The sequence below is a fragment of the Ensifer sp. 2TAB8 genome (genome assembly GCF_052115125.1).
In the GTDB taxonomy this organism is placed as follows: domain Bacteria; phylum Pseudomonadota; class Alphaproteobacteria; order Rhizobiales; family Rhizobiaceae; genus Ensifer.
The window spans coordinates 290,144-305,714 of sequence record NZ_JBFRGB010000003.1; the positions used below are offsets into that span (position 1 = coordinate 290,144).

General features: G+C 62.5%; 14 protein-coding genes and 1 tRNA gene. 9 read left to right on the forward strand and 6 right to left on the reverse strand.

Going from position 1 to position 15,571, the window contains the following annotated elements:
- Positions 1 to 59 precede the first annotated feature (59 nt).
- On the forward strand, positions 60 to 1,274 hold the full coding sequence (hemA, locus tag AB4Z53_RS09405; protein WP_441595624.1) for a 5-aminolevulinate synthase: 1,215 nt from the start codon (positions 60 to 62) through the stop codon (positions 1,272 to 1,274).
- 44 nt (positions 1,275 to 1,318) lie between these two features.
- Here the strand turns inward: hemA and dxr are convergent, their stop codons facing one another.
- Positions 1,319 to 2,494, reverse strand: a complete 1,176-nt coding sequence (gene dxr, locus AB4Z53_RS09410) for a 1-deoxy-D-xylulose-5-phosphate reductoisomerase (RefSeq protein WP_441595625.1) — start codon at positions 2,492 to 2,494, stop codon at positions 1,319 to 1,321.
- A 207-nt stretch (positions 2,495 to 2,701) separates the two neighbouring features.
- Between dxr and AB4Z53_RS09415 the strand changes: the two genes are divergently transcribed.
- The 3 genes from AB4Z53_RS09415 to AB4Z53_RS09425 all read left to right on the forward strand — a co-directional run bounded on the left by AB4Z53_RS09415 (position 2,702) and on the right by AB4Z53_RS09425 (position 4,230).
- A complete protein-coding gene (locus AB4Z53_RS09415) occupies positions 2,702 to 3,424 on the forward strand; it encodes an META domain-containing protein (RefSeq protein WP_223725733.1) in 723 nt (240 codons plus the stop codon).
- 152 nt (positions 3,425 to 3,576) lie between these two features.
- A complete protein-coding gene (locus AB4Z53_RS09420; RefSeq protein WP_089044368.1) occupies positions 3,577 to 3,738 on the forward strand; it encodes a Thivi_2564 family membrane protein in 162 nt (53 codons plus the stop codon).
- 126 nt (positions 3,739 to 3,864) lie between these two features.
- Positions 3,865 to 4,230, forward strand: coding sequence for a VOC family protein (locus tag AB4Z53_RS09425; RefSeq protein ID WP_441595626.1), 366 nt, complete (start codon positions 3,865 to 3,867; stop codon positions 4,228 to 4,230).
- A gap of 199 nt (positions 4,231 to 4,429) precedes the next feature.
- Here AB4Z53_RS09425 and AB4Z53_RS09430 read toward each other — a convergent pair whose 3' ends face one another.
- A complete protein-coding gene (locus tag AB4Z53_RS09430; protein ID WP_441595627.1) occupies positions 4,430 to 5,152 on the reverse strand; it encodes an SDR family NAD(P)-dependent oxidoreductase in 723 nt (240 codons plus the stop codon).
- Positions 5,153 to 5,265: 113 nt separating this feature from the next.
- On the opposite strand from AB4Z53_RS09430, the gene AB4Z53_RS09435 reads away from it, so the two are divergent.
- Positions 5,266 to 6,168: a LysR substrate-binding domain-containing protein gene (locus AB4Z53_RS09435; RefSeq protein WP_441595628.1), complete on the forward strand. Its 903-nt coding sequence runs from the start codon at positions 5,266 to 5,268 to the stop codon at positions 6,166 to 6,168.
- Between the two features lie 5 nt (positions 6,169 to 6,173).
- Here AB4Z53_RS09435 and AB4Z53_RS09440 read toward each other — a convergent pair whose 3' ends face one another.
- Both AB4Z53_RS09440 and AB4Z53_RS09445 read right to left on the reverse strand, forming a co-directional pair.
- Positions 6,174 to 6,671: a GNAT family N-acetyltransferase gene (locus AB4Z53_RS09440; RefSeq protein WP_441595629.1), complete on the reverse strand. Its 498-nt coding sequence runs from the start codon at positions 6,669 to 6,671 to the stop codon at positions 6,174 to 6,176.
- A 131-nt stretch (positions 6,672 to 6,802) separates the two neighbouring features.
- A tRNA-Arg gene (locus AB4Z53_RS09445) sits at positions 6,803 to 6,879 on the reverse strand.
- A 251-nt stretch (positions 6,880 to 7,130) separates the two neighbouring features.
- Here AB4Z53_RS09445 and AB4Z53_RS09450 point away from each other — a divergent pair.
- From AB4Z53_RS09450 to metH, 4 genes are all read left to right on the forward strand, one after another.
- Positions 7,131 to 8,027 (forward strand): ROK family protein, encoded by an 897-nt coding sequence (locus tag AB4Z53_RS09450; protein ID WP_223725727.1) that lies wholly within the window; start codon positions 7,131 to 7,133, stop codon positions 8,025 to 8,027.
- A gap of 3 nt (positions 8,028 to 8,030) precedes the next feature.
- Positions 8,031 to 8,525: a heme-degrading domain-containing protein gene (locus tag AB4Z53_RS09455; protein ID WP_441595630.1), complete on the forward strand. Its 495-nt coding sequence runs from the start codon at positions 8,031 to 8,033 to the stop codon at positions 8,523 to 8,525.
- Between the two features lie 36 nt (positions 8,526 to 8,561).
- The gene (pmi, locus tag AB4Z53_RS09460; RefSeq protein ID WP_441595647.1) at positions 8,562 to 9,689 is read left to right on the forward strand and encodes a mannose-6-phosphate isomerase Pmi; all 1,128 of its coding nucleotides are present in this window, start codon (positions 8,562 to 8,564) and stop codon (positions 9,687 to 9,689) included.
- Between the two features lie 166 nt (positions 9,690 to 9,855).
- On the forward strand, positions 9,856 to 13,626 hold the full coding sequence (gene metH / locus AB4Z53_RS09465; RefSeq protein WP_441595631.1) for a methionine synthase: 3,771 nt from the start codon (positions 9,856 to 9,858) through the stop codon (positions 13,624 to 13,626).
- A gap of 39 nt (positions 13,627 to 13,665) precedes the next feature.
- Here metH and AB4Z53_RS09470 read toward each other — a convergent pair whose 3' ends face one another.
- Both AB4Z53_RS09470 and AB4Z53_RS09475 read right to left on the reverse strand, forming a co-directional pair.
- Complete coding sequence (locus tag AB4Z53_RS09470; protein ID WP_113541036.1) at positions 13,666 to 14,502, reverse strand: alpha/beta fold hydrolase; 837 nt, start codon at positions 14,500 to 14,502, stop codon at positions 13,666 to 13,668.
- Positions 14,503 to 14,541: 39 nt separating this feature from the next.
- Positions 14,542 to 15,564 (reverse strand): DUF1254 domain-containing protein, encoded by a 1,023-nt coding sequence (locus AB4Z53_RS09475; protein ID WP_113541037.1) that lies wholly within the window; start codon positions 15,562 to 15,564, stop codon positions 14,542 to 14,544.
- Positions 15,565 to 15,571: the final 7 nt, after the last annotated feature.

A 15,571-nucleotide genomic window follows, 5' to 3' on the forward strand; every position in this document is an offset into this window, starting at 1 on the left:
CCGAGGTTGACCCCAGGTCGCTTTGAATCAAGAAAAGCGACCGGGCACTGGAGAAAATGATGGATTTCGAGAATTTCTTTAAGAACGAGCTGGACGGGCTGCATCAGGAAGGCCGCTACCGAGTTTTCGCGGACCTCGCCCGTCATCGCGGCAACTTTCCGAAGGCAGCGCGCCATACGGCTGCGGGCGTCCAGGAAGTCACCGTCTGGTGCTCGAACGACTATCTCGGCATGGGCCAGCATTCTGTCGTCACCGAGGCCATGAAGCGCGCCATCGACGAATGCGGCGCCGGCGCCGGCGGCACCCGCAACATCTCCGGTACCAACCACTACCACGTCCTGCTTGAGCGCGAGCTCGCGGACCTGCATGGCAAGGAATCGGCGCTGCTGTTTACCTCGGGCTACGTGTCCAACTGGGCCGCCCTTGGCACGCTCTGTTCCAAGATTCCTGGCGTCATCGTCTTCTCGGACGCCGGGAATCACGCTTCGATGATTGAGGGGATCCGTCACTCCAAGTGCGAACGCGTCATCTTCAAGCACAATTCGGTCGCTGACCTCGAAGCCAAGCTCGCCGCCGCCGATCCGCGCGCGCCGAAGCTCATCGCCTTCGAGTCCGTCTATTCCATGGACGGCGACATCGCGCCGATCAAGGAATTCTGCGACCTCGCCGACAAGTACGGCGCCATGACCTATCTCGACGAAGTCCATGCCGTCGGCATGTACGGTCCGCGTGGCGGCGGCATTGCCGAGCGCGAAGGCCTGATGCACCGCCTAACGGTCATCGAGGGCACGCTCGGCAAGGCCTTCGGCGTCATGGGCGGCTACATCACCGGCTCCGCGGCGCTCTGCGACTTCATCCGCTCGTTTGCCTCCGGCTTCATCTTCACGACGGCGCTGCCGCCGACGCTTGCGGCCGGCGCGCTCGCCTCGATCCGTCACCTGAAGGAAAGCCAGGTCGAGCGCTTCGCGCACCAGGAGCGCGTGCGTCGCCTTCGTTCGCTGCTCGACCAGCGTGGCATTCCGCATATGCCGAACCCGAGCCATATCGTGCCGGTCATGGTGGGCGATGCTGCCAAGTGCAAGTGGATCTCCGACCTGCTGCTCGACAACTTCGGAGTCTATGTTCAGCCGATCAACTATCCGACGGTGCCGAAGAAGACCGAGCGTCTGCGCATCACGCCTACGCCGCTGCACTCGGACGCCGACATCGATCACCTCGTCGGCGCGCTGCATTCGCTGTGGTCGCGCTGTGCGCTGGCCCGCGCCGTGGCCTGAGGCCAATCAAGCCGGCGCCGGGTGCGCCGGTCGAAAAAAATGGACTACTGAAGAAGCCCGGCCGCCAGTTGCCGGGCTTTTTCGTCTGCGGCGAAGACGTCGTCCATGGTTGCGGCGGCCGGTAGGTCGGCGAGCTTGTCCATGACCTTTTCGACGATCTCTGCCATGGCGAGAAAGCCGGTGCGGCCGGCAATGAAGGCGTCGAGCGCCGTTTCCTTGGCGCCGTTGAGCACGGCGCCCTGAACACCGCCTTCGACCATGGCGCGCCGCGCCAGGCGGATGGCCGGGAAGCGCACTTCATCCGGCGCTTCGAAATCGAGCCGCGACAGCTTGGCGAAATCGAGCCGCTCGATCGGCAGGTTGCAGCGGCTCGGATAGGACAGCGCATAACCGATGGCGGTGCGCATGTCCGGGCAGCCGAGCTGCGCCAGCACCGAGCCGTCGGTGTAGCCGACCATCGAGTGGATGACCGACTGCGGGTGCACGATCACTTCCACCTGTTCAGGCTTCAGCGCAAAGAGGTGCTTTGCCTCGATCATCTCCAATGCCTTGTTGAACATCGAGGCGCTGTCGATCGAGATCTTCAGGCCCATCGACCAGTTCGGATGCGCGCGCGCCACATCCGCGGTCACGTGGCGCATCTCCTCGAGCGACTTGGTGCGGAAGGGGCCGCCCGACGCCGTCAGGATAATGCGCTCGACCGCGTGGCGCTGGTGCTCTTCCAGCACCTGGAAGATGGCGTTGTGTTCGCTGTCGACCGGCAGCAGTCGGCCGCCGCCCTTCTTCACCGCCTCGATGAACAGGCTGCCGGCGGAAACCAGGCACTCCTTGTTGGCGAGCGCGATGTCTGCGCCGCGGCGCGCGGCGGCGAGCGTCGGGGCAAGGCCGGCATTGCCGACAATGGCCGCCATCACCCAGTCTGCGTCACGTTCGGCCGCTTCAATCAGCCCGGTCTTGCCGGCGGCAACGGCAATGCCGGTGCCGGCAAGTGCCGCCTTCAGGTTTTCGTATTGGTTTTCGTTGGCGGTGACGGCGAGCTCTGCGCCAACTTTCACGGCCTGCTCGGCGAGCAGGGGAATGTTGCCGTTGCCGGTGACGGCAACGACGTCGAACCGCTCGCGGCCGCCGAGACGCTCGATGACGTCGAGCGTGTTGGTGCCGATCGAGCCGGTCGAGCCGAGGATCGTCAGTCGGCGCTTCGCACTGTCGCGGGATGCCATGCCAATACCCATGTTCTTCTTTTCGGACGGGGTGCCGGCGCAGCTTTCGCCGCGGACACGTGATCTTCGCGAGATCCATCCGAGTTTTTATGTTGTGCGCTAGGCTCTACAGGCGAATTTCGCCGGCAACAAGGGCGCGGCCTTCAATCCGTCGCGTCCACGGGTTAAGAATCGGACATCTTGAGTCGACGCCGGAAGGAATTCGCGATGCTGAAAGTCATTACCGCCGTTTCCTGCGCTTGCGTGACCATCGAGATGGCCTCGATGCAGCCCGTTGCGGCCGAAGACGTGCCACAGCAGCTGGTCGGCACTTGGCTTGCCGAGGATATCGGTGGCGGCGGCGTGATCGACAATCTGCAATCGACGCTCGAAATCCGCGAGGACGGCACGTATGGCGGCATGGCCGGCTGCAACCATTTCACCGGCACCTTCAGCCTTTCGGGCTCGAAGATCACCTTTGGTCCCGCTGCTGCAACGCGCAAGATGTGTGTGCCGGCGGCGATGACCCAGGAGCAGAAATTCCTGGAGGCGCTTCGCAGCGAACTCTCCTGGACCGTCGAGGGCTCCAAGCTCGTGCTCGACAAGCCAGAGGGCCGGACTGCGATCAAACTGGCGTTGATGGCGGCCGGTTCCGAAGGGGCCGACGTGACCTTCCGCGTCCCGGGCGCCGGTGCCGTCGATCGGCAATCGATGCGCTACGATTGCGGCGGCAAGCCGGTGGAAGCCGAGTACATCAATGCCGGGCCGGTCTCGCTGGTGACTTTCACCATCGACGGCACCTTCGTCGTGGCATCGAACGTGATCTCGGGCTCGGGCGCCAAATATGCCGGTGGTCAGTACATCTGGTGGACCAAGGGTGACGAGGCGACGCTGTTCGATGCGACGAAGGGCGAAGGTGATCAGGGGATCGCATGCAAGCCTGCCTCCTGACGCCGATCCTTCGGCGGCGTGAACCGCATTCTCCCCGCGCGTATCAGCCTGTCGGCCGTATAAGTTCACGCCCCGATTGGAACTTTTGCCCTAGCCTCATAGTTACATTTCCGACGCCATCGCGGCGCTGTTGTGAAAATGGGAGTTGATCCATGGGGCTGCTTATCGGAATTCTGATTACTTTTCTTGTCATCGTGCTGGTGCTTTATCTCGTCCAGCGGCTGCCGCTCGACGCGCGTGCCAAACAGATCGTCCAGATCATCGTGATCATCATCGGTATCATCTCTCTGTTGAAATACCTGGCCGTCTTCTGACGTGCCGCCTTCCAGCCAAAGGCCGCCGGATCGCAAAGTCCGGCGGCCTTTGGCTATGCGCTGCATGCTGACAAAATCTGACAGCGGTAACGTCTAGGTTCCGGGCATCGAAAAGGAGATCCGACGATGCTGTCACCGAACCTCATCCTCTATGTGAACGATCCGGCAAGAAGTGCTGCGTTCTATACCGACCTCTTTGGGCGCGACTCCGTCGCATCCTTCCCGACCTATGTCGCCTTCGCGCTCGAAAACGGCTTGACCTTCAGCCTCTGGTCCACTGCGGCGAGGGACTTCGTCTCATCAGGCACAGGGCATCGTTCGGAGGTGGCTTTCATGGTGAGGAATGACGCGGAGGTCGAGCGTCTCTATGATGGCTGGCGGGGCCAAGGGATTACGATCGAGCAGGAGTTGAAAACAGCCGTTTTCGGCCGCACCTTCGTCGCGCTCGACCCGGATGGCCATCGCCTGCGCGTATGCAGGCCGGATGATTGAAGGCTCGCCTAAGCAGTCCGTCCCAACAAAAAAGGCCGGGGCAAACCCGACCTTCCTCATCACCTTCCGTCGATGCCAGTTCATCCGTGGTCATCAAGAAGGTGTGACTGTTCAATAGCTTGTGTTCGTGACAGGCAAATGACGAACCGCTCTTTCTGATCGAACTGATCGAGTGCGAAGCGGCCGGTGCCGTTTGCGGTCACCATTTCCCCAGGTGCGCGCCGCCATCGACGTTCAGCACCTCACCGGTTATCCGCGGCGCCCTGGTCAGGAACAGCACGGCATCGACGATCTCGTCGACACTGGAAATGCTGTGCATCGGCGAGAGCGTGCTCAGGAAATCCTTCGGGTTGTCCTTGTGGAGCGGTGTGTCGACGACGCCTGGTGCCACGACGTTGACGCGGATTCCGTCCCTTGCGTATTCCATGGCGATATTCTTCGAGATCGCGTTGATGCCGCCCTTGGTCAGCATGGCGACCGAGGCGTTCATGCCTGCGATCGGGCGATCGGCGAGCGGCGTCGTGATGCTGACGATGCTGCCGCCTCGCTTCTGCGCAAGCATCTGCCCGACGACCAGTTGGGTCAGGTGCAGGAAGCCCTCGATGTTGGTGGCACTCAGCAGTCGATAGTCCTCAGCCGTGTAGTCGACAAAAGGCTTGGTGAAGAAGATGCCGGCATTGTTGACGAGCGCGTCGATCGAACCGAAGCGGTCGATCGCGGTTTCGACGACGCGCCTGGCGGTGGCGGGATCGGCGATATCGCCGTCGACCCGCGCGAGTCTGTCCGACCCGGTGATTTCGCGCGATCCGCTGACATTGCGCGAGGTCGCGACGACGCTATAGCCCTGTGCCAGAAAAGCATTTGCCAGGCCCGCGCCGATGCCCTGGGATGCACCGGTGACGATGGCGACTTTGTTTGTCATCTGATCTCTCCGTGGTTGGACGGTTTCGGTGAGATCAATATGGCTGCCACCCGATTGCGCGATTAGATGGAAATATATGGAATTACTTTTCCAGTAGTGCAAAAATAATCGGCATGGTCGATCTGAACGACATCGCGGTCTTTGCGGCCGTTGCCCAATTCGAGAGTTTCAGCCGGGCGGCGCGGGCGCTCGGCATGCCGGTCTCCACCGTCAGCCGCAAGGTCACGGCTTTGGAGGAACGGCTCGGCGTCACACTGATCCAGCGGACGACGCGCAAGCTCAGCCTCACGGCGCAGGGGCGCGCCTATCATGCGGAGTGCAGCGAACCGCTGAACCAGCTTCGCGACGCGGAACGGGTGCTGAGCGAAGCGCAGAGAAAACCCGAGGGATTGCTGCGGGTCACCGTTCCCATGACCCTCGGGCAGCCTCCGTTCTTCGACTTCCTGTCCGCATTCCTGAAGAAGTACCCGGATATCGAGGTCGATCTGCTCGTCACCAATATGTTCATGGACCTCGTCGCCGAAAATATCGACGTGGCGGTGCGATTTGGCGAATTGCGCGATTCGTCGCTTGTCGCGCAGCGCATCGGCAGAAGCACGCACTTCCTTGTGGCAGCTCCGGATTATCTCGACCAACAGGGCGTGCCGTTGCAGCCCGAAGATCTACGCGGCCACCGCTGTGTGCTGGTCAATGCCCGCAGCAACGAAGCCGAATGGCACCTGGTCAAGGGTGCCGAATCGATCAGGCTTCCCGTGACCGGAGCGGTTTCTGTCCACGATATTCAATCGGCGAGCGCCATGACCGAACGCGGCCACGGCATCGGCCGACTTCCGCCGATCTTCTGCGACAGCCTGCTGGCGAGCGGCAAGCTCGTGCGCGTGCTTCCGGGGTGGTCGGCACCGGATGTTTTCGTGCACGCGGTTTATCCGACCCGGCGGTTCCTGCCATCGCGCCTACAGGTGTTTCTGCAGGAGCTTAAGGCTTGGCGAGGGCCGGCATGGCAACCACTTCGGTGAGCGCGCTAGGCGATCTCTTCGTGCTTTTGCGCAAAGACGCTGAAACCGGCGCGGCGATAAGTGTCTTGCGCCTTGGGGTGATCCCATTCGTCGGTGTGCAGCCAGACGAGGTTCGGTCTGCGGACCCACACGGCGCGTAGCGCGCTGTCGAGGAGGAACGGTCCAAGCTTTCTGCCATACGCCTCCGGTATAAGGCCGAAATGGGTGAGCTCGATATCCGGCGTATCGACACGGTCAAACTCGCAGAGCCCGATCGCGCGACCATTCAAGCGGAGAATGTAAAAGCCCGCCGCGGGACTGCTGAGGAAGCCGCCGAGATCGGCTGCGGGCATGTGCAGCCGCTGATCCCAGCGCAACGGTTCCCCGACGGCGCGATAGAGCGACAGAAACGCGGCGGCATCCGGACGTTCGGACGCGACCGCTGCATGCTCGATCGGCGGCGGAAGCGCTTCGCCCGCGGGCTGCGTGCGCATTTCCATGTAGGTCACGAGCAGCTCGACCATGCGTGCACCAGAGTAATGCGCCTGGCTGCGATCTCACGTTTTTGGCAGGGCATGGAGCGTTGCGCAAACATAAGTGGGAACGCCTGTCGGAACGTGTAGGATCGCGCTCCACTGTAAGTGTCTGAAATTAATGGTGATCCCGCCGCGATTCGAACGCGGGACCCCCAGATTAGGAATCTGGTGCTCTATCCTGCTGAGCTACGGGACCACTTGGATAGCACCCATACAAAAGCGCGGCCTCTTCGCCAAGTGTTTTTGCGCATGGGCAGGCGGAAATGCAGGTGGCACCAAGCTTTGGCTGTCTTGACAGGCGGCGCGTTGGCGCCATCGCCCGGGCGTTTAAATCGATTACGAAACGGGGCTGGTCTTTCAGGTCTTTCGAATGCTAAGCAAGGCGGGCGTCGGCTTGAGGAGGCGGGCGCTCCCCTTTGAGACCTTCATCAGAGACCTGATCCACATATGTTCATCGGAATAGATTGGGGCGGCACGAAAATGGAAGTCATCGCGCTTGGCCGCGATGGCGAAATGCGCGCCCGTCATCGCGTCTCGACCCCGACCAGCGGCTATGACGATTGCATTCGCGCCGTTCTCGATCTCGTTGCCGCGGCCGAACAGACGGCCGGCGAAAAGGGCTCGATCGGCATAGGCATTCCCGGTAGCCCCAATCCGCGCACCGGCATCGTGCGCAACTCCAACGCGGTGCTGATCAACGGCAAGCCGCTCGGGCGTGACCTCGAAACGGCGCTTGGCCGTCCGGTGCGGCTCGCCAACGACGCCAACTGCCTGGCGGTTTCAGAAGCGGTCGACGGCGCCGGCAAGGACGCCCATGTGGTGTTCGGCGTCATCGTCGGTACCGGCCATGGCGGCGGGCTGGCGATCGACAAGAAGGTCCATGCCGGCTACCAGGGCGTTGCTGCCGAGATCGGCCATTATCCGCTGCCCTGGATGACAAGGGACGAATATCCCGGACACAAGTGCTGGTGCGGCAAGCACGGCTGCCTCGACATGTATGCCTGCGGCACCGGCGTCGAGCTCGACTACCGGATCACCACGGGCGTCGAGCGCCGTGGCCGCGACATCATCGAAGCGAAGCGGGCTGGCGATCCGGTTGCGACGGGCGTCTACGAGCGTTTCGTCGACCGGCTGGCGCGGAGCCTGGCGCTCCTTACCAATATCGTCGACCCCGACGTCTACGTGCTTGGCGGCGGCATGTCGAATGTGGATGAGATCTATGACGACGTCCCGCCACGGGTGGTCAATTATCTCTTCGGCGATACGTTCGAAACGCCTGTTCGCAAGGCCCTGCATGGTGACAGCTCCGGCGTGCGCGGCGCAGCCTGGCTCTGGAAGGAATGACCCATGAATATCGACAAGGATCTGAGCCGCATCGCGCGGCAAGAACAGGAATTGCAGTTCGAGCGCTTTGATCTCGAAACGGCCTGGGAACTCGGCGCACTGCTGCGCAAGATGGCGGTCGAGCGCAAGCTCGGTGTCGTCATCGACATTACCCTCTTCTCGATGCAGGTGTTTTATGCCGCGCTCGAAGGGGCGACACCCGACAATCCGAACTGGGTGCGCCGCAAGCGCAACACGGTGTTCCGGCTGTTCAAGAGCAGCTATGCCACCGGCCGCGAGCTCGCGAAGGCGCAGACCAATCTGCAGGCGAAGCTCGGGCTATCGGATGCCGACTACGCTGCCCATGGCGGCAGCTTCCCTATCGTCGTCAAGGGCACGGGCTGCGTCGGTGCAGTCACGGTTTCCGGCCTGCCGCAGCGCGAGGACCACAACATGGTCGTAGAGGCGCTGGCGCTTTTGCTCGGCAAGGATCATGACACGTTGAAGCTCGAGGGCTGAGTGTTGGCAGGCGATATCTTTTCTCAGTCTCAGCGCATGTCTCAATGGCTGGCCGACAAAGCCCTGCCGCTCTGGCGCGACAAGGGCGTTGATGCGGCCGGTGGTTTTGTCGAAACTATCGATATGGCCGGTGAGGCGACGCGCGCCAATCGGCGTGCGCGTGTACAGCCGCGGCAGGTCTATTGCTTTGCCGAAGCCGGCAGACGCGGCTGGTCCGGTGACTGGCGCGGTGCTGCCGAAGGCGGACTTGCCTATTTCGATCGCGTCTTCAAGCAGCCGAGCGGCTTCTACGGCGCGCTCGCCGATGCCGACGGCAATCTGCTCGACGGATCCTTCGATCTTTACAACCAGGCTTTCGCCCTGCTCGCCTTCGCCTATCTGGCCGAGGTCACGCCGGCGCGCAAGGCAGAGATGATCGAACGCAGCAACGATCTTCGGTCTCGGATCGAGGCGCATGTCAAGCATCCGGTCGCCGGTTTCGAGGAAGACAATCCCCCACGCCTGCCGCTCTGTTCCAATCCGCACATGCATCTCTTCGAGGCGTGCCTCGCCAGCGAGGCCGTAGTCGGTTTCGATCAGGTCGCCTGGGCCAATCTCGCCGACGAGATTGCGGATCTGGCGATGGACCATTTCATCGACGCCGAGATCGGGGTGCTGCGCGAATTCTTCGACCACGACTGGGCGCCGATGGCCGGCGAGAAGGGCCGCATCGTCGAGCCCGGGCATCTCTTCGAATGGGCGTGGCTGCTGCTTCGCTGGGCGGAGCGTCGCGGCAGCGCCGAGGCGATCGTGAAAGCGCGGCGGCTCTTCGAAATCGGCGAAGCCCATGGCATCTGCGCGGATCGAAACGTCGCGATCATGACGCTTCTCGACGATTTCTCGGTGGCAGACCCGATCGCGCGGCTCTGGCCGCAGACCGAGTGGCTGAAGGCGGCAGTCCGCTTTGCGGCGCTTACCAATGGCACCGAGCGTGAGCGCTATCTCGCTTCGGCCGCGCGGGCGGCTGCAGCACTCCAGACGTTCCTGGAGACGCCCGTTGCTGGCCTCTGGCGCGACAAGCAGAAGGCCGACGGCAGCTTCGTTGACGAACCGGCGCCGGCGAGCAGCTTTTACCACATCCTCTGCGCCATCTACGAAACAGAGGACTGCCTGGCGCGGCTCTAGGATTACCGTTCCGAATCAGGGGTGTGCTCGATGGCCCGTCGCAATTGCGGCGGGCCATTTTCTTTGATTTGTCGGGCAAATGTGATCATGTCATATGTTGACATAAAGATATCTTTATGTGATTGACTCGCTTATTGTTTGTCGTTTTCAGAACGGGAGATTTCCCATGTCCGCCATCGGCGCCCTTTTCGGTGACGTTTCCTCCAAGCCGGATGGCTCCGAGATCAAAGAGGCGCTCGCCCGCGCGGCGCGTGAGCGCATCCTGATCATGGATGGCGCGATGGGCACGGAAATCCAGCAGCTCGGCTTCATCGAGCAGCATTTCCGTGGCGACCGATTCGGCGGCTGCGCCTGTCACCAGCAGGGCAACAACGATCTTCTGACGCTGACGCAGCCGAAAGCGATCGAGGATATCCACTATGCCTATGCGATCGCCGGCGCCGACATCCTCGAGACCAACACCTTCTCCTCGACCCGGATCGCCCAGGCCGATTATGGCATGGAGGACATGGTCTATGAGCTCAACCGCGACGGCGCCCGGCTGGCGCGCCGCGCCGCCAAGCGCGCCGAGGCCGAGGACGGCCGTCGCCGCTTCGTCGCCGGTGCGCTCGGACCGACAAACCGTACGGCGTCGATTTCGCCCGACGTCAACAATCCCGGCTATCGCGCCGTCACCTTCGACGACCTCCGGATCGCCTATGCCGAGCAGATCCGCGGTCTCATCGACGGCGGCGCCGACATCATTCTGATCGAGACGATCTTCGACACGCTGAACGCCAAGGCGGCGATCTTCGCGACCAAGGAAATCTTTACCGAAAAGGGCGTCGACCTGCCGGTCATGATCTCCGGCACGATCACCGACCTCTCGGGCCGCACGCTTTCCGGCCAGACACCGACGGCGTTCTGGCATTCCGTGCGCCATGCCGAGCCCTTCACCATCGGGCTCAACTGTGCGCTCGGCGCCAATGCCATGCGCGCTCACATCGATGAGCTCTCCGGTGTTGCCGATACCTTCGTCTGCGCCTATCCCAATGCCGGCCTGCCGAACGAGTTCGGCCAGTATGACGAGACGCCGGAGCAGATGGCGGCGCAGGTGGAAGCCTTCGCCCGCGACGGCCTCCTCAACATCGTCGGCGGCTGCTGCGGCTCGACGCCCGCCCATATCAGCGCCATTGCCAAGGCCGTTGCCAAGCATCCGCCGCGCGAAATCCCCAAGGTCGAGCCGCTGATGCGTCTTTCTGGCCTGGAGCCGTTCACGCTCACCTCCGACATCCCCTTCGTCAACGTCGGCGAGCGCACCAACGTCACCGGCTCGGCGAAGTTCCGCAAACTGATCACCGCCGGCGACTATTCGGCCGCTCTCGACGTCGCGCGCGACCAGGTGGCGAACGGCGCCCAGATCATCGACATCAACATGGACGAGGGCCTGATCGATTCGAAGCAGGCGATGGTCGAGTTCCTGAACCTCGTGGCCTCGGAGCCGGACATTGCCCGCGTCCCCGTGATGATCGATTCGTCGAAATGGGAGGTGATCGAGGCGGGCCTGAAATGCGTTCAGGGCAAGCCGCTGGTCAATTCCATTTCCATGAAGGAAGGCGAAGAAGCGTTCCTTCATCACGCGAGACTTTGCCGTGCCTACGGTGCTGCCGTGGTCATCATGGCCTTCGACGAAGTGGGCCAGGCCGACACCCAGGCACGCAAGGTCGAGATCTGCACGCGCGCCTACAAGCTCTTGACCGAACAGGCGGGCTTCCCGCCCGAGGACATCATCTTCGACCCGAACATCTTCGCGGTGGCGACAGGCATCGAGGAGCACAACAACTACGGCGTCGACTTCATCGAGGCGACGCGCGAGATCATCAAGACGCTGCCGCATGTGCATGTGTCGGGCGGCGTCTCCAACCTTTCCTTCTCCTTCCGCGGCAACGAGCCGGTGCGCGAGGCGATGCATGCTGTGTTCCTCTACCACGCCATCCAGGCGGGCATGGACATGGGCATCGTTAATGCCGGCCAGCTGGCCGTCTATGATGCGATCGATCCGGATCTGCGCGAGGCTTGCGAGGACGTGGTGCTCAACCGCCGCACCGATTCGACCGAGCGCATGCTGGAGATTGCCGAGCGCTATCGCGGCCAGGGCGGGGCTCAAGGGCGCGAGAAGGATCTCTCCTGGCGTGAGTGGTCGGTGGAGAAGCGTCTCGAACACGCGCTCGTCAACGGCATTACCGAGTACATCGAGGCCGATACCGAAGAAGCACGCCTGACCGCTGCGCGACCGCTGCACGTCATCGAAGGTCCGCTGATGGCCGGCATGAACGTCGTCGGCGATCTCTTCGGGTCCGGCAAGATGTTCCTGCCGCAGGTGGTCAAATCCGCGCGTGTGATGAAGCAGGCGGTGGCGGTGCTGTTGCCGCATATGGAAGCGGAAAAGCTTGCCAATGGTGGCGAGGCGCGCCAGAGCGCCGGCAAGATCCTGATGGCGACCGTCAAGGGCGACGTGCACGACATCGGCAAGAACATCGTCGGCGTCGTGCTTGCCTGCAACAATTACGAGATCATCGATCTCGGCGTCATGGTGCCCTCGGCTAAGATCCTCGAAGTGGCGCGCGAACAGAGGGTGGACATCATCGGCCTCTCCGGCCTCATCACCCCGTCGCTCGACGAGATGGTGCATGTCGCCTCGGAACTGGAACGCGAAGGTTTTGACGTGCCGCTTCTGATCGGCGGCGCGACGACCAGTCGCGTGCATACGGCGGTCAAGATCAACCCGCGCTACGACCGCGGCCAGACCGTCTATGTCACCGATGCCAGCCGTGCCGTCGGCGTCGTCTCCAGCCTGTTGTCGCCGGAGGCGCGCGACAATTACATGGAGACGGTGCGGGCGGAATATCGCAAGGTTGCCGACGCGCATGCGCGCAACGAGGCGGAAAAGCGCCGGCTGCCGCTGTCGCAGGCGCGCGCCAACCAGCACAAGATCGACTGGTCCGGCTATAGGGCGAAGGCGCCGTCCTTCCTCGGCACGCGCGTATTCGACACCTGGGACCTGGCAGAACTCGCCCGCTATATCGACTGGACGCCATTCTTCCAGACCTGGGAGTTGAAGGGTGTCTATCCGAAGATCCTGGACGACGAGGCGCAAGGGGCTGCGGCCCGACAGCTGTTCGATGATGCGCAGTCGATGCTCAAGAAGATCATCGAGGAAAAGTGGTTTGCGCCGAAGGCCGTTGTCGGCTTCTGGCCGGCGGGCACGGTCGGCGATGACATCCGGCTTTTCACCGGCGAAGATCGGACTTCGCCGCTCGCGACCTTCTTCACGCTACGCCAGCAGCTCAGCAAGCGCGATGGTCGCCCCAACGTGGCGCTGTCCGATTTCGTCGCGCCGGCCGAGAGTGGCTCCAACGACTATGTCGGCGGTTTCGTCGTGACGGCCGGTATCGAGGAAGTGGCGATCGCCGAGCGTTTCGAACGCGCCAACGACGACTACTCCTCGATCATGGTCAAGGCGCTGGCCGACCGCTTCGCCGAAGCCTTCGCCGAGCGCATGCATGAGCACGTGCGACGGGAGCTCTGGGGTTACGCGGCCGATGAGACCTTCACGCCTCAGCAGCTGATCGGCGAGCCCTATGCCGGCATCCGTCCGGCGCCGGGCTATCCGGCCCAACCCGACCATACCGAGAAGGCGACGCTCTTCCGGCTGCTCCATGCCGAGGCGGCAATCGGCGTCAGCCTGACGGAGAGCTATGCCATGTGGCCGGGCTCGTCGGTGTCTGGCCTCTATATCGGCCACCCCGAGGCCTACTACTTCGGTGTCGCCAAGGTCGAACGCGATCAGGTTGAGGATTACGCCGAACGCAAGCGCATGCCGGTGCGTGAGGTCGAGCGCTGGCTGTCGCCGATCCTCAACTATGTGCCGATGCCGGAGACCGAAGCAGCAGAGTAACGTTGCGATAGGGAATGATGGCGAGTCGAATCCGGCCCGTCATTGCCGGCGCTGCGTGTCGCGTTCGGTCTCATCATCCAGTGCAGCAAGGAAGGCCGTGAGTGCGGCATTGAAGCGGTCCGGCCGCTGCAGCGGTGCGAAGTGGCTGACGCCATCAAGCAGGATGAATGCGGCGCCAGGAATGCTGCGGGCGAGATAATCCGCGTGCTCGCGTTTGATGAATTCGTCGTTTTCGCTCTGGACGATTGCGACCGGCACGCGGATCCTGCCGAGGTCTTCGGCCGTGTAATTCGGCTCGGTCTTTTGCATCGCGCTGACGGCATCGACGAAAGCGCCGAAAACATCGGGCGTTGCCGATAATGCTCTGTAGTCGGCGGAATGCCGTCCGAAGCAACGGTCGAGCACCCGACTGGGCTCGATCTCCCTCGTTCCGCTCGGGTCCATGTTGCAGGCGAAGAAGAACACGCCGCTTACGCGTTCCGGTGCCATCGAGGCAAGAACGAGCGCGATGCAGGCGCCATCGCTCCAGCCGGCAAAGGCTGCGTTTTGAATTTCCAGTCTGTCCATGACCGCGAGCACGTCCGACTCCATGAGTTCATAGGTGTAGGGCTTTGCATCGCGGGTGCTGCGGCCGTGTCCGCGGCTGTCGATCAGGATGACGCGGTGGCCCGTCTCAAGCAGTGCCGGGACCTGAAAGCCCCAGTTGCCGCTGTGACCGAGGCCGCCATGCAACAGGATGACCGGCGTGCCCGATCCGTAGGCAGCACACCAGATGCGCGCGCCGTTATGCTCGACGTGCCCCTCGACGGTTGCTGCGGGCAGGGGCGTTGCGCCATGCTCGGCGAAAGCCGCGAGGTCGTCATCCCGGAACTCCATGCAGGCGACCTCCGCAGCCTGTTTCGTGATGCGGGAAGCCTAGTTCACAGGTTGTGGCTCGGGAAAATGCCAGGATCCATCGAGGATTTCCTTGCGGGGTCGGTAGAGCCGCACCGTGTAGTTCCAGCCGTCGACCACGGGCAGGCAATTGGCGATCTTGCCGTCGCATCCGCCGAACTGGATCGAGACGCTGCCGTCCTCACCCTTCTTGGCGGTGATGTTGTTGATCGCATAGGCGTTGTAGGGGTTCTTCTCGTAGAAGCCTTGCGCGTCGTAGACGCTGACTGACCAGAAGGCATCGACCGGCACGTCCTTGACATCGAGCTTGTAGGTCGTCTTGCCGTCGTTCTTGGCCGGTGTGACGTTCAGATAGGTCGCGTCCTTGTCCGGATTGCCGCCCCATCCGGTCGCGGTGCCGATCAGGTGGCGAACAGGATCGACCTCCTGTTTGGTGCCGAAGGCCTTCTTGAAGTCCGGTATCGTGGAACCAAGCACCAGCAGCGCCTCGCGCACGGTCTTCTGACTGGCCGGATCCCAGGCCGGGATCTCGAACTTACCCTCAGCCTTCTGGCTGACCTTGATTGCGTCCTGCAGCGCATGCACCGCGGCGATATCCTTCGGGTCGGCTGGATCGACGAGGGTACGGATGCCGACGACGACGTATCGGGTTCCTACTTTTTCCTTGGTCAGCGTCGTTTCACCGGCGCCGTAGACGACTTCGGGTACATAGTGATCCTCGCTGATCACCTGCATCGACATGAAGCGCTTTCCCGCGTCCGGCATGGTGATGGTAACCGGACCGGCATCGAGATCGAACACGGCGGATGAATAGAGCGTGTCGCGGTTGAGGCGGATGACGGTCTGATTGTCGATCGAAGCCGGTTCGCGGCGGTGCAGGAATTTGCCGAAGGCGCCGTCCTTGACCATGCTGGCCGCATACATGTCGCTCTCGGCGCGAATGAAGTTGTCGACACCGACGGTCACGGGGTCGGCGGCACTCGAATGTGCGGCGCCGGCGATTACCAATGCACCAGCCATGAAGAAAGAACGGGAATGCAACATCTTCGGA